Origin of the sequence: Cryptosporangium arvum DSM 44712, from assembly GCF_000585375.1 — a bacterium.
Taxonomy (GTDB): domain Bacteria; phylum Actinomycetota; class Actinomycetes; order Mycobacteriales; family Cryptosporangiaceae; genus Cryptosporangium; species Cryptosporangium arvum.
Genome location: NZ_KK073874.1, coordinates 148,100 through 161,038 on the forward strand (window position 1 = coordinate 148,100; position 12,939 = coordinate 161,038).

A 12,939-nucleotide genomic window follows, 5' to 3' on the forward strand; every position below is an offset into this window, starting at 1 on the left:
ACCTGGGCGACGCCCCCGCCCAGGAATAGAGGCGGGGGCGTCCCGGAGTGACGCACCGGGATGCCCCCGCCTCCCGAGAAGACGTCGAGTTGGTCGCCGCCCCATCGCGGTGACCAACTCGACGCATCCGGTGGAGGCCCCGCCCCGGTCCCACGACACGGGGTCCTCCGAAGACTCGACCGAGAGCCCGGGTCGAACCCATGCCGAGCGCTCCGGCCCGGGCCGAACCCACGCCGAGCGCTCCGGCCCGGGTCGAACCCACGCCGAGCGCTCCGGCCCGGGTCGAACCCATGCCGAGCGCTCCGGCCCGGGTCGAACCCACGCCGAGTGCCTCCAGCCTCAGCAACCACACAAGTGGTTCCGAGTCCCGGGCGAACCTACGCCGAACCCGTCTAATTCGGGCTTAAGCACGCCGAACAAACCCAACGATCACGCGAAGATCGGTAGCGGCTTGAAGGAACGCTTGCGGAAGACCGAAGCCACCTCCGCCGCCGACAACCCGAACTGCTTCTGCGCGATCGTGCCGAACACGTCGAACATGTTGTTGAACTCGGGCACGTCGCCGTTGTCCAGCGAGCCCAGCCCTCCCCACTCGCCGATCACCGAACCGCTCAGCTTTTTCCCCGACAGGATCGTCACGACGTTCCCGTGGCCGTGGTCGGTCCCGGACCCGTTCTGGGCCACCCGGCGGCCGAACTCCGACGACAGCACCACGGTGACGTCCTTCCTGGCCTCACCGAGGTCGTCGAAGAACGCCCGCAGGGTCTGCGCGATCTGCGTGAACTGGTTGAACAGGTGACCACCGTTGGTGCCGGCGTTGCTGTGGGTGTCGAAGCCGCCCATGGACACCGCGGCGGTGCGCACGTTCGCACCGCCCTTGATGAGCTGCGCGAGCGTCTTGAAACCGTCGCCGAGGCCGCCGGGGTACTTGGCTCCGTTCGCGGGGGCGTAGGGCACCGAACTGAGCTTGGACGCCGTGGCCAGCGCCCCGACGGCCGCTTTCACCGAGTCGGCGGCCGGGTGGTCGAGGCCGGTGAACATGGTCTTGATCGCGTCCGCGGTCGGTTGCCGGAACTTCTCGTCCCCGTTGATCGCCAGCGCGCCGACGTTGCGCAGTGCCAGCGCCCCCTGCGTTCCGACGAGTGATCGGCGCAGCGTGCTCCCGACGCCGATCGACCGGAACGCGGTTCCTGTTCCGAGCTTCTCGGTGAGCACGTCCAGCCAGCCGCGACCCGCGGTCTCGCTCGGCAACCCACCGAGCTCGCACGCGTCCTGACATTGGAAATGGCTGCGCGACAGCCGGGGATCGGAGACGCCGTGGACGAAGCCGAGCTGCCCGGCGTCCAGATAGGTTTTGAGCGGTTCGAACGCGCGGTTGAGCGCGAAGCCGCGCGCCAGCGCGATCGAGGAGCCGGTCGGCAGCGCCAGCGATGGCCGGACCTTCGTGAGCACCGGGTCGTTGCCGGGAGCCACGAGGCTGAGCCCGTCGAGCCCGCCGAAGAGAAAGACGTGGATCAGCGTGCCGGTTCCGGTGGCGCCGAACGAGGCTCGCACGTTGAGGAACTGGCTGGTGAGCAGCGTCGTCGCGCCGAGGCCGGCGCCCAGGAGCACGGTGCGGCGGGTGACGCCGCGGCCGTCCTCGGCGGCCTCCTCGGCCTCGTTCAACCGGGTCCACTCGTCGCGAACGGCAGCGTTCTCGGCCTGCACGGCAGCTGCCTCCGCGCGCAGAAGAGCGTCGCCTGGCGTGGGGCCGAACTCGGATAAGCGCATGTCGGGCCTCACTTGAACGAGTGGTAGGGAGAAGCGAGGATCGCGCGGGCCAACTCGATCACGGGGACGTCCCCGTCGGCGCCACCGATCGACAGCACCGCGGCCCGGTCCTTCGCCGGGAGCTTCTGCCCGACCAGTCGGACGCTCAGCGCGTCCACGAACTCCCCGGCGGTTGCCGGCGCGTCGTCGAGCAGCTCGGCCGGCTTGACGAACGTGAAGCCCTTACGGCCACCGGCGACCAGCGCACGTGCCTCATTCCACTCCTCGATCATGGTTCCGGCCGAGGCCCACGCGCTGAACACGCGCGGGTAGCCGTTCGGCGACGGCTGGCCCATCGGGTACTGGCCGAGCTCGCGCATGCGGTTGTGGACGCTCGCCAGGCCGTCGCGCAGGTCGTCGCCCGGCCGCACGCCGAGCGCCCGGTGCGTCGCGACGACGTACTCCATCGGCCGACGCACCTTCGCCCCGACCGACCCCCAGAACTCCGACGACGAGAACAGCGTCATCAGCACCGGAACGATCGCCGACCGGTTGTCCAGGTAGGACTTCTTCAGCCGGGCGACGAGCGAGTCGGGCGGCGTGTCGGAGACGAAGTGCAGGCAGAGCTGGCGCGCGATGTGCTCGGCCGTCGACGGGTGCAGGGCCAGGTAGCTCAGGTACTCGTCGCCGGCTTCGAGCCCGCCCTCGGCGTCGTCGTTGGGATGGCTGAAGCCCATCACCGTGATGGCGCCGACGTGGTGCGCGTTCGGGTCGTAGAAGAACTCGTCGTCCTTGATCAGCCGGCCGGTCTGGAGCAGCGCGGCCTGCCGGACGTCGACCTCGGTGTAGCCGCCGTCGACGCCGACCGTGTACAGCTCCATGTTCTCGCGGCCGAGGTTCTCGTTGACCCGGTCTTTGCGTGACTGGTCCTGGTTGAGGTAGCGCAGCAGCGCGGGGTGCCGGTTGCCGGCCAGGAACATGTCCTTGTACGTGCCGAGCGCGTGCTTGCGGATGACGTCGGTGTCGAACGAGGCCCGCACCAGCTCCGAGCCGTCGAACGGGTTCGCGACGTGGAACAGGTCGTTCCAGAAGTCGACGATCACTTCGAACAGCTGACGCCGCGACCAGATCTGGCGGGCGATCGTGAGCCGCACGTTCTCCTGGTCGGCGAACGGGCGCTTGTCGCCGAGGCGCTCCTTGTCGGCGCGAAGTTGTTTGATCGTCCGGTCGTAGGTCGTGAAGACCCCTTCGGCGGTGCGCACGTCGTTCGACTCCGGGACCGAATCCGGCTGGAGTTGTCGGCTCAGCCACGCGTCGATGCCGGTCTCGCGCACCTCGGCGACCAGTTCCGGCGTCGCTCCGAACGTCGTGCGGCGGACGAGGTGCAGCACCGGGTCGGCGGTGAAGACGAGCGGCGAGCCGACCTTCGTGGCGGTCGCCGCCGCCGCCGGCCCCGAGTACAGCTTGGCCGGGACGCTCGGGCGGCGGCGAGGCTTCCCGGCGGCGGCGTAGGACTGGTCGCGGTCGCTGTACGTGCGGACGGTTCGCGCCTGGCGTCCGGCGGCGCGTCGGGAGTTCCCGCCGGTGGAGCGGTCCAGCGACTTCGTGGCCGTGTCACCACCGGTCGGGGCCGTGCCGCCGGCGGTCGAGCTCTGCGCGGGACCGGCGGAATCAGCGGCGTCGACAGGGCTGCCGCCGCCGGTCTTCGTCGACGGTTTCGGCGGTGTCTCGTCGTCTTTGCTGCAGGCCGCGACGGCGAGGCCGGCGGCGGCCAGCGCGCCGGTGACGAGTCCGCGGCGACCCCAGCGCCGCGACTCGGGTTCGAAGGTCGATCTACCAGGCCGCTCAGACATGCGGCAGGGCTCCTTTGATGCGTGGCGGTGAGCATCGATCCGCTGGATCGAGAAAATTCGTGGCGATTCACGCCGGAAGTTAGTAACGCTCGGAGCTGGTGCCAACGTTCTTGCGACGCTCTTAAGCCAGCAACGGAAGCTTTTAAAGTGACTGGTGAGTACTAATGGTCACTTTGTCGCGAAAGTAGACATCATCGTCATGTCTTCGTGTTCGAGGTTGTGGCAGTGCAGCAGGAACCGTCCGCGGTAGTCGGTGAAACGCACTGCTATCTCGACGGTCTCCGCCGGCCGTAGGTCGACTGTGTCCTTCCACCCGGCGTCGAAGTCGCCGGGGGAGCGGCCGTTTCGGGAGAGCACCTGGAACGGCGAGAGGTGGACGTGCACCGGGTGGTGCAGATCGGTGGAGAGCGTCCAGATCTCTACGTCGTCCAGGCGGGGAGCGGCGTCGACGCGGCTCGGATCGAAGGGTTTGCCGTTGATCACCCAGCCTTTGCGCTCCCCGCCGAGGCCGTCGGGGACGATGCCGCGGCTGAACGCGAAACGCCGCCTCGGGGCGTCCGCCGGTGGGGTGAGCCGCGGGATCTCCGCGAGCGCGGCCGGGATCGTCGAGTCGTCCCGGGCGCGTCGGGCGACCCGGAAACGCATGACCCGGCCGGCACCGGCGCGGCCGAGCGGGTTGCGCATCGTGATCAGTGCGCCCGGGCGGAAGCCGCTGAAGTCGACGATCACGTCGAAGCGTTCGGCCGGTGCGACCGTGAGGCTGCGGTGCTCGATCGGCGCCGCGAGCAGACCGGCGTCGGATCCGATCTGGACGAACGTGGCGCCCTGGTCGAGGGTGAGTTGGTAGCGGCGGGCGTTCGATGCGTTGAGCACGCGGAAGCGGTAGCGGACGGCGTCGACCTCGAGTTCGGGCCAGGGTGCGCCGTTGACCAGCACGACGTCGCCGAGGACTCCCTCGAGGAAGTCGTCGTGCGTGCCCGCCGCATGGTCGGCGGCGGGGTATTTCAGGGCGCCGTCGGCGTCGAAGGCCCGGTCGGTGATCATCAGCGGGACGTCCCGGTCGCCGTCGGGGAGCGGGAGCGCGGCTTCGACGTCGTCGCGGATCAGGTGGAAGCCGGCCAGGCCGCGGTAGACCTGCGGACCGGTGAAGTCCATCCGGTGGTCGTGGTACCAGAGCGTCGCGGCCGGTTGGGCGAGCGGATAGACGTAGTCGCGTCGGCCCCGGGTGACGTGGCCGGCCCGGTGATGGGTGTGGTGGTCGCCCCCGGCGCGGGGGAGCACGAGGTCGGTGGGCCAGCCGTCGTGGTCGGCCGGGGTGTGCCCACCGTGGAGGTGGACGACCGTCGGCACGTCCGTGTGGTTCAGGTGACGCACCACCGTGCGCCGGCCGCTGCGTGACTCGATCGTGGGGCCGGGGAAGACCCCGTCGTAGCCGAGGATCCGCGTGCGGACGCCGGGCAGGATCTCGACGTCGGCCGGGCGCTGGACGATCTCGTACCAGTCCGTGCTGGTGTCCCGGCGGGCCGGGCGTTTCACCGGAGGGATCGGGAGCGGGACCCGGAACGGGGCCGGGAGTGGCCGGTCGCTGCCGAGCGCCTCGCCGGTCGACCCCTCCGCGGCGCACCCGCCGAGTGCGATCGCGCCGGCCGCGGCTCCCGTCAGCCCCAGGAACCGCCGCCGCTTCACGGCTGCTCCAGACGGTCGAGCGCGTTCCGCGCGGACGTGCGGCGCCGTCGGCGGCGGGCGGCCCGGGGGAGCCAGACCCAGACCGTGAGCCAGACCGTGAGCACCACGATCGTGACGCCGAGCGGGAGGTGGATCGCGAGCACGCGGGCGTAACCCACGCCGATCTGGAAGCCCTCCGCGAGCCACAGCGTGGCGTACGCGAGCAGCGGCCAGCCGGCGCCACCGGCGATCCAGAACGCGAGCGCGGCGGCCCCGACGACCATTCCGGTCGCCGGCAGGATCGACCCGTTCAGGCTGTGTGCGCCGAGCGCGTCGTAGGACCCGTCCAGGTAGAGGCCGGCGAGGATCGGCTGAGCGAGCACGCACACCGCGTGCACGGTGAGGCTCAGCCGGAACAGCCAGAGCGTCGTTTTCATGATGACGACGCTATGAGTAGACAGCCTACCTATGGATCCGGTGCGAGCCCGGATGCCGACCCTGAGTCGCTCCCGGGGTTGCCCCGGATAAGTAGGGTGCCTACTTGTGAAAGACAGTGTGCGCGGCCATCTGGACGCCATGCTGCTGGCCGTCCTCGAGCCCGGACCGCTGCACGGCTACGCGGTGATCGAGGCGCTCCGGCAGCGTTCCGGCGGTCGCTTCGACCTGCCCACCGGCACCGTGTACCCGGCGCTCCGCGCACTCGAGCGGGCCGGCTACCTGTCCGGCAGCTGGAGCACGGTCGGTGGCCGCAAACGGCGCACCTACGCGCTCACCGGTTCCGGCCGCCACGCGCTGTCGGCCGAGCGCACGGACTGGCGTGACTTCAGCCGGGCCCTCAACGCGACGCTGGCGGGTGAAGCATGAGTGCGGTCGTCGACGATCTGCGAGCTCGCCTCCGCGGCCCGCACGGCGTCCGCAAGGAGCTGTTGCGGGAGGTGGAGGACGGCCTGCGTGACGCCGCCGAGGCCTACGAGCAAGCCGGCCTGCCACCGGCCGAAGCAGCCAGGAAGGCCGCGGACGAATTCGGCGACCCCGCCGAGCTGGCACCGCTCTACCAGGCCGAACTCGACGCCAGCCGGGGACGCCGCGCGGCGCTGCTGATCGCGCTGGCCTATCCGACGCTGACGTTGGCCTGGGACGCACTCTGGCGGTACACGAGCGTCGGCGACGGCGCGTCCCCGGACGGTGTGGCCACCGTGGCGGGAGCGCTCGACACCGGTAGTTACGGCGCGGCGATCGCCGCGGCGGTGGCGATTCCGCTGTACGGCCGCGCCTCGGCCACCACCGCGCGGCGGCTCACGGTCGGTATCGGGTTCCTGGGCTGGCTCTCGCTCCTGCTCATCCTGGCGACGTCGATCTGGATGGCCCAGGCGAGCGGCGACCACGCGGTGCGCGAGTTCGAGTCGAACGTGCCGAGCATGCTCGTCGTGGGGCTGACCGTGGCCGCGTCGCTGGCCATCGCGAGTACGGCGACGCTCGCGGTCAGCCGCTGGTGGGTACCGCGCGCTGCCCGTTGAGCACCGCGCTCGTCGACCGCTCCGGCACCAGCGGCACCTCGACCGCGGCCGCGTCGAGCAACCGGGCCGACCGGTGCTTCTCCACCGCGAACGGATCACCCTGGGTGAACGCCAGTACGGCCGGGTCCAGCGGGCGCAGCAACTCGACGTAGGCCTCCGGGTCCTTCACGTCGGGCCCGCCCTGGACGAGGAACACACCGTCGACCGGACGGAGCGCGGCGAGCATCTCGGCCCGCTCGACGTCGGTGTTGATCGGGCGACCCGGCCCCTTCCAGGCCGAAACCCGGTTGTCGGCCTCGACGCCGACCAGCAGCAGGCTGCCCATGGTGCGAGCAGCCTGGAGAAACCGCAGGTGGCCGACGTGGAGCACGTCGAAAGCGCCGGTGACGACGACCGGGCGGCCGGAGCCGGACGGGTGCGCGAACCAACGGAGATGGAGCCCCGCCCGTGGCAAGTCGGGCATCCGTTCCCATCCTTTCCCACGGCGCTGCTGTCGGTTCGATTCTGGTGCGTCGCCGCCTCCGCCGGGGCCGCTCCGGTATCGCTGTGATCGGAAACATTACCGGTTACGGCCTGTAACGATTCCGACGTCAGTGACCCATAACGTCGCGTTCATGGTCGAGTACGGAGAAGAACGTCTCGCACAAGTTGCCGCCGAGCGTCACCCGGAGGCCCACGCCGCGGAGCTACCGGAGTTCTGGGGTGCTCAGACCTGGCCCTGGGGCGCGGCCAGCGAGTCGACCCGCTCGATCAGCCCGTCGATACCGGTGGTCGCCAGCACCGACTGAGCGGCCCGGGACGGCGCCGAGATCGCGAAGGCTCCCGGGGACTCGCCGATCGTCCGCCAGAGCGTGACCAGGGCGCCGATACCGGACGAGTCCACGAACGTGATCTGCGACAGATCCACCACGACCCGCCGTGCACCGCCGGCGAATTCGCGCTGAGCGGCTCGGATCAGGGACGGGGAGGTCTCCATGTCGAGGTCGCCCTGCGGACGCAGCCAGGCCGTACCGTCTACGACCGAGACGTCCAGCCGCCAGATCTCGTCCTCGACCACTCCGCCCTCCCCACTGCTCGCCGCCGTAAGAATTGTTCCACCGCAGCGGCAGCCCAACCGTCGACAGGTCGGTCAACCGACAAGCGGGTGCGTTTCGTGCATCGGTCGTGCGTCGTCTCCACCACTATTCATGACGCAGCGTCCTGCCTCTTCGTCGTACCGGTCGGTACAGTCGAGGGTGCCCGCCTGCGCAGGGACTCCCACGGAAATGCGGTTGTGCTGATGTTCGAGCAGCCAGTGCGGTACGTGGCCCAGACCCCGCTGGGTCCGCTTGACGACTCCACACTCCTGGCCACGGCGCGTGAGCGCGCCGCCTATCTGGCCGACGCGAGCAAGCAACTCGCCGGGTCGCTCAACCCCGACCGGACGCTCCGCCGTGCACTGCACGTGACGGTCCCGGCCGTGGCCGACTGGGCCCAGATCCTGATGCCGACGCGCACCGGCGTGCGTTACACCGCCGTGCGTGCGGACGAGCCCGACCGATTCGTGAGCGAGGAAGGCGCTCGCCCCCCGCTGGGCGAGCTCTCCGGCCACGGACGCATTCTCACGACCGGCCGCTACGAGCTGATGCACGTGCTCGCGGACGGGCACGTTCCCGACATCGTCGCCGCGACCGTGCCCGTGGGCGAGCTGCGCAACGGCCTGCTCGGGCTGCGCCCGGCCGACCTGCTGGTGCTGCCGCTCACCGCCCGGGGCACGACGTTCGGCACGCTCACGCTGGCCCGCCGGGCCGGTCGCGGCTTCGAGAACGAGGACGTGGCGGTCGCGGTCGAGATCACCGGCCGGATCGCGATCGCGCTGGACACCGCCCGGGTCTACGCCGAGCAGGCCCACGTGGCTGAGGTGCTGGCGGCCAGCCTCCGGGCACCGGAGCTACCCGAGACGCCCGGACTGGCGATCGGTGCGCGGATGCGTGCCGCGATGCACGCCGCCGAGATCGGCGGGGACTTCTTCGACGTGTTCGGCGATCCGGGCGACTGGTCGGTGCTGCTGGGCGACGTCGCGGGCAAGGGTGCCGAGGCGGCGATCCTCACCGGTCAGGCGCGTCACACCGTGCGGGGTGCCGCGTTCTTCGACCGACGGCCCGCCGAACTGCTGCGTGTCCTCAACTCCGCGCTCTTCGCCGGGGCCGACCGTGCGCAACCGGCCACCCGATTCCTCACCGCGCTCAGCGCCCGGGTCACGACCAGGCCCGACGGAAGCGCGTCGGTGCGGATCGCGTCGGCCGGGCACCCGAGGCCGCTGGTCGTGCGCACCTCGGGCGTCGTCGAAGAAGTGCCGGTGAAGGGCCTGCTCTGCGGAGCGCTCCGGACGGCCGAGTACACCGAGGTCGAGCAGGAACTGGCCCCCGGCGACATGATGCTGCTGTTCACCGACGGTGTGCCGGATGCCGTCGGCTCCGACGGCCGGTTCGGGCTCGGCCGCCTCTCCCAGCTCGCCGCCGGCTACGCCGGGAGCGGGCCGCACGCGCTGGCCGAGGCCGTGGACATCGCGGTCGCGGAGTACAGCGGTGCCGGGCTCGCGCCCACCGACGACGTCGCCGTGTTGGCGTTCGGAGGAGTCCGGCAGTGACGTACGTCAGCGACGAGGCCAGGGAGAACTTCGCCAAGGCCCTCGACGCTGCCGACCGACGCCTGGCCGTCGAGCTGGTCAGTGAGCTGCTCAACGACGGGGTCGACCCGCTCGATCTGCTGCTCGACCTGATCACGCCGGCCCAGCAGATCGTCGGCGAACGCTGGCAGAGCGGCGAGTACACGGTTGCCCAGGAGCACGCGGCCACCGCGGTCAGCGAGGCCGCCGTGGGCACCGTCGGCGCCTGGATCCCGGAGGCGGAGCAGCCGGTCGGGTACGCGGTCGTCGCCTGCGCCGAGCGGGAGTGGCACGCGCTCGCCGCCCGGATCGTGACCGAGTCGCTGCGCCACCTCGGCTGGCGGACCACCTACCTCGGCGCCTCCACTCCGGCGCACCACCTCGCCGGGTACCTGCACCGCCTCGACCCGGACGTCGTCGCGGTGAGCTGCTCGATGCCGGCCGCGCTGCCGGCGGCTCGGCGCATCATCGAAGCCGCGTCCGAAGCCGGTATACCGACGCTGGCTGGTGGCCGGGCGTTCGGCCGCGGACCGTCCCGGGCGCTCGCGCTGGGCGCCAGCGGTTGGGCGGCGTCGCCGCGGGAAGCAGCGGGCGTGCTGACCGAGCTCCGCCCGATCGTGGAGCCGGTACCGGCGCTCGCCCACGCCGGCGCCGACGAGCAGGCCGAACTGCTGCTGCGTAACCGGGAACTCGCGGCCCGCGTGCTGAAGGAGTGGCTGGTCGCGCTCGAGGGAATCGGAGCGGACTGCCTGGCCGGCCTGGACGCCGAAGCGGACTACGCCGTCGACCACGCGTTGCACGCCCTCGCCGCCGCCCTCCTCACCGACGACGTGACCGTCCTGGTCGAGGGGCGCGAGTGGCTGACGACGCTCCTGGCCGCGCGTGGCTGTCACGCGGACGCTGTTCCGCAGCTCTGGACGGTGCTGTCCCGGGTCGCGGGGAGCCAGCTGCCGGTCGCCTCGAAGCTACTGGGCCAAGCGGGAGCCTAGCTCGGCCCGGTCAGCGGGCTCGGGCGGAACCGCGGCCGGAGGCCTGGTCGGCCGGGCGCGGGCGAGCGCAGTAGAGGGCGTGCGCCCGATGCCGCTCTCGTCGACCAGAGCGTTGCACCGCGAGCACGTGCTCCGCGGGCGCAGGCCGCGACTCCGGACGCTCAGGTCGGGGCCCTGGGATCCGGGAACAGTGGGAGCGCGGGGTCAGCACGCTCTGATCAACGAGAGCCAACTCGGGTAGTAACGGTCAATTGGGAATTGCGCGCCTCTTTATGGGATTTTCACCCGGCAGCGACGTGGCGTAGCGGAAGGTCGACGATCAGGGCGTCGTACACCGGTGCGTCCGGGAACGGCTGCAGGTGTCCGAGCAGCTGCCACCCCCAAGACAGGTACGCGGTTCGGGCCGGAGTGTTCCCCGGATCGACGAGAAGCGTGGCGCGGCGCTCCGGACGCTCGGCGAGCAGCGCGTCGTGAAGCGTCCTGGCGATCCCCCGACGTCGCCAGTCCTGCGTCACCATGATCTCGTTCAGCGCGAACGTTCGCGCGCCGTCCTCGTCGAGCTGCTCGGCGGGCACCGGCTCACGCAAGCCGTTCCACCACTGCGTGCGCGGCGGGAGCGGGCCGCCGTAGGCGTAGCCGATCAGCTCGCCGGCGACCCGGCCGGTCACCAGCTCGAAACCCGGGCGACCGGAGTGACCGGCGAACCGCTCGGCGAATCTCTCCTCGGAGTAGAACGGGTCGCTGAGCTGGTCGGCGTAGATCCGCGCGTACAACCCGAACAGCTCGTCTTGAATCGCTCGAGCCTCATCGGTATCGAGGGCGTGCAGATCCAGTGCGGATGGGATCATCGTCGGCCTTCCTGCTGGCCGGACGGTGAACCCCCGTCCGGACAAGCGGACGTGGAGTTACGACCTACTGTGTGAAAACCATCGCTTTCCGTGGTGGCCACGGAGAAGCTTCGACTTCGGCCGCCGTCATCGGCGGCCGACGTCACGCAACGACCGTCGAGTCGAACCTCGCCATGAAGGTGCGAGCGGCGGTGGAGGTGCTGACCTGAGCCAGCTGACGCCGGAACGCCCGGAGCTCGTTGAGGGTGCGGGTGCTCGTCACTTCGTTCACGACCATGCCCAACGCCTCCTCACCGATCTCGATGGCGCGCGTCACGTCCCTGCGAGCGAGCGTAGCGAAGGCCAGCCGAACGGTATACAGAGACTTGTTCCGAACCATGCCCTCGCGCTGCTTACCGCGGGCGAGTTCCAGGAACGACGCGGCCTTGTTGGCCCGACCGGTGTCGAGCTCGCACATACCCTCGTTGCCGGCCAACTCGACCTCGTCGAAGAACGCGATCCAGACCGGCTTCTCCTCGTCGTCGCTGCGCTGCTCGAAAGCGTCACGGGCGCGGACCATCGCACGCCGGGCGGCGGGACCGTCGTTGAGCTTCGCCCAGGCGCGGGCCTCACGCATGGCGAGCAGGGAGTCCATCGTCGGCGTCGAGATCTGCTCGGCGACCCGTTGCGCGGCCTGGGCCATGTGCAGACCCTCGCGCGGCCGGTCGAGCGCCACCGCCTGCATGCTCATGTTGGCCAGCGCGTGGACTTCGAGGTTCGCGTCGTTCGCCATCCGGGCCGCGGCCAGCGCTTCGGTGTAGCAGTAGCGGGCCTGGTCCTGACGTCCCGCGTCGAACGCGAGCCAGCCGGCGCAGATACCGAGTTCGCCGGTGGCGACCTGCAGACGCTGGCCGACCTTCTCGCTGTACTGCCCGCGGTTGAGGAGCTTGTTCGCGCGGCGCAGCTGGGCGGCGGCTTGATCACAGAGCGTGTCGCCGCCGTAGCGATAGTCGAGGTTGTACAGATGCTTCGGAGCATCTTCCAACTGCGCGGCGTGCGCTTCGCCGACGCGGCCGAAATCGTCGTTCGCGAGTGCTTCTTCGTCTTCGTCACCCGCGAGCGAGAACCCCACCAGCGCGGCCGCGCCGGTCAGTCCTTTCAGCACACTTCTACGTCGCATGTTGTCTCCTACTTCATGCCCTGCATGAGTAGGGACGGTAGTTGGCAATTCGGGCGCCGTTGATCCGTCGAGGTATGGAGCACCGATGGGGTCTACCAGGTGCGGCGGAATACGTAGGCCCTGCACGAAACGCAATACGGTATCGAGGCGGATCTCGCAGAGTCCGCGTTCGATTCGCGAGATGTGGGCCTGCGAAAAACCGACGAGCTCGGCGACCATGTGTTGGCGCCGGATCGGTGTACGTGCGCGATAGAGCTGCGAGACCTTGCCGAGGTCGTGATCGGCGAGCGCCGCGCGCATCTCCGGTTCGGCCCAGAAATCGAGCGGGAGCACGGGCGCGAGAAGCTCGACAGTGTGCGCGCTCCGCTGGCACGGGTCACACAGCGTGTTGGTGTTGTCGCGGCGAAGTCGCCCCCCGCAGTGGGCGCACACCCGGGGAGCGGGGTTGTGCTCGGACGACTCACGGGCCATCGACGTGCTCCTGCCCTGCGCAGTGGACACTTCTCAAACAC

The 12,939-nt window shown here is 70.3% G+C and carries 12 protein-coding genes; 4 read left to right on the plus strand and 8 right to left on the minus strand.

The genetic code is table 11. The annotated features are described in order from the left end of the window. Window positions 1–429: 429 nt before the first annotated feature. The 4 genes from CRYAR_RS00700 to CRYAR_RS00715 all read right to left on the minus strand — a co-directional run bounded on the left by CRYAR_RS00700 (window position 430) and on the right by CRYAR_RS00715 (window position 5,704). A complete protein-coding gene (locus tag CRYAR_RS00700) occupies window positions 430–1,770 on the minus strand; it encodes a DUF1501 domain-containing protein (protein ID WP_084699857.1) in 1,341 nt (446 codons plus the stop codon). An 8-nt stretch (window positions 1,771–1,778) separates the two neighbouring features. Next, window positions 1,779–3,602, minus strand: coding sequence for a DUF1800 domain-containing protein (locus tag CRYAR_RS00705; RefSeq protein ID WP_051569545.1), 1,824 nt, complete (start codon window positions 3,600–3,602; stop codon window positions 1,779–1,781). A gap of 168 nt (window positions 3,603–3,770) precedes the next feature. After that, window positions 3,771–5,288, minus strand: coding sequence for a multicopper oxidase family protein (locus CRYAR_RS00710; protein ID WP_035847578.1), 1,518 nt, complete (start codon window positions 5,286–5,288; stop codon window positions 3,771–3,773). Beyond that, the gene (locus CRYAR_RS00715) at window positions 5,285–5,704 is read right to left on the minus strand and encodes a hypothetical protein (RefSeq protein WP_051569546.1); all 420 of its coding nucleotides are present in this window, start codon (window positions 5,702–5,704) and stop codon (window positions 5,285–5,287) included. The genes CRYAR_RS00710 and CRYAR_RS00715 overlap by 4 nt, the downstream gene beginning before the upstream one ends. 139 nt (window positions 5,705–5,843) lie before the next feature. Between CRYAR_RS00715 and CRYAR_RS00720 the strand changes: the two genes are divergently transcribed. Next, on the plus strand, window positions 5,844–6,131 hold the full coding sequence (locus CRYAR_RS00720) for a helix-turn-helix transcriptional regulator (RefSeq protein ID WP_051571861.1): 288 nt from the start codon (window positions 5,844–5,846) through the stop codon (window positions 6,129–6,131). After that, window positions 6,128–6,784, plus strand: coding sequence for a permease prefix domain 1-containing protein (locus CRYAR_RS42460; protein WP_051569547.1), 657 nt, complete (start codon window positions 6,128–6,130; stop codon window positions 6,782–6,784). The genes CRYAR_RS00720 and CRYAR_RS42460 overlap by 4 nt, the downstream gene beginning before the upstream one ends. Here CRYAR_RS42460 and CRYAR_RS00730 read toward each other — a convergent pair. Then, on the minus strand, window positions 6,750–7,247 hold the full coding sequence (locus tag CRYAR_RS00730) for an adenylyltransferase/cytidyltransferase family protein (RefSeq protein ID WP_035847583.1): 498 nt from the start codon (window positions 7,245–7,247) through the stop codon (window positions 6,750–6,752). The two genes, CRYAR_RS42460 and CRYAR_RS00730, sit on opposite strands and share 35 nt — an antisense overlap. Before the next feature lie 243 nt (window positions 7,248–7,490). Continuing rightward, window positions 7,491–7,841, minus strand: coding sequence for an STAS domain-containing protein (locus tag CRYAR_RS00735; RefSeq protein ID WP_051569548.1), 351 nt, complete (start codon window positions 7,839–7,841; stop codon window positions 7,491–7,493). A gap of 222 nt (window positions 7,842–8,063) precedes the next feature. Between CRYAR_RS00735 and CRYAR_RS00740 the strand changes: the two genes are divergently transcribed. Together CRYAR_RS00740 and CRYAR_RS00745 are read left to right on the plus strand one after the other, a co-directional pair. After that, the gene (locus tag CRYAR_RS00740; protein ID WP_035859899.1) at window positions 8,064–9,413 is read left to right on the plus strand and encodes a PP2C family protein-serine/threonine phosphatase; all 1,350 of its coding nucleotides are present in this window, start codon (window positions 8,064–8,066) and stop codon (window positions 9,411–9,413) included. Further along, window positions 9,410–10,420 carry a cobalamin B12-binding domain-containing protein gene (locus CRYAR_RS00745; RefSeq protein WP_035847584.1) on the plus strand — a complete coding sequence of 337 codons (1,011 nt, stop codon included), beginning with the start codon at window positions 9,410–9,412 and terminating at the stop codon, window positions 10,418–10,420. Before CRYAR_RS00740 ends, CRYAR_RS00745 begins: the two co-directional genes overlap by 4 nt. Before the next feature lie 281 nt (window positions 10,421–10,701). Here the strand turns inward: CRYAR_RS00745 and CRYAR_RS00750 are convergent, their stop codons facing one another. Both CRYAR_RS00750 and CRYAR_RS00755 read right to left on the minus strand, forming a co-directional pair. Further along, on the minus strand, window positions 10,702–11,268 hold the full coding sequence (locus CRYAR_RS00750) for a GNAT family N-acetyltransferase (RefSeq protein WP_051569550.1): 567 nt from the start codon (window positions 11,266–11,268) through the stop codon (window positions 10,702–10,704). Between the two features lie 142 nt (window positions 11,269–11,410). Continuing rightward, window positions 11,411–12,898 (minus strand): helix-turn-helix domain-containing protein, encoded by a 1,488-nt coding sequence (locus tag CRYAR_RS00755; RefSeq protein WP_084699861.1) that lies wholly within the window; start codon window positions 12,896–12,898, stop codon window positions 11,411–11,413. Window positions 12,899–12,939 lie beyond the last annotated feature (41 nt).

What these genes read in the sequence shown, in the direction of transcription:
- CRYAR_RS00750 (WP_051569550.1), bottom strand. Translation starts at nt 11,268, where the DNA reads ATGATCCCATCCGCACTGGATCTGCACGCCCTCGATACCGATGAGGCT.
- CRYAR_RS00730 (WP_035847583.1), bottom strand. Translation starts at nt 7,247, where the DNA reads ATGCCCGACTTGCCACGGGCGGGGCTCCATCTCCGTTGGTTCGCGCAC.
- CRYAR_RS00700 (WP_084699857.1), bottom strand. Translation starts at nt 1,770, where the DNA reads ATGCGCTTATCCGAGTTCGGCCCCACGCCAGGCGACGCTCTTCTGCGC.
- CRYAR_RS00740 (WP_035859899.1), top strand. Translation starts at nt 8,064, where the DNA reads ATGTTCGAGCAGCCAGTGCGGTACGTGGCCCAGACCCCGCTGGGTCCG.
- CRYAR_RS00715 (WP_051569546.1), bottom strand. Translation starts at nt 5,704, where the DNA reads ATGAAAACGACGCTCTGGCTGTTCCGGCTGAGCCTCACCGTGCACGCG.
- CRYAR_RS00705 (WP_051569545.1), bottom strand. Translation starts at nt 3,602, where the DNA reads ATGTCTGAGCGGCCTGGTAGATCGACCTTCGAACCCGAGTCGCGGCGC.
- CRYAR_RS00755 (WP_084699861.1), bottom strand. Translation starts at nt 12,898, where the DNA reads ATGGCCCGTGAGTCGTCCGAGCACAACCCCGCTCCCCGGGTGTGCGCC.
- CRYAR_RS00720 (WP_051571861.1), top strand. Translation starts at nt 5,844, where the DNA reads ATGCTGCTGGCCGTCCTCGAGCCCGGACCGCTGCACGGCTACGCGGTG.
- CRYAR_RS42460 (WP_051569547.1), top strand. Translation starts at nt 6,128, where the DNA reads ATGAGTGCGGTCGTCGACGATCTGCGAGCTCGCCTCCGCGGCCCGCAC.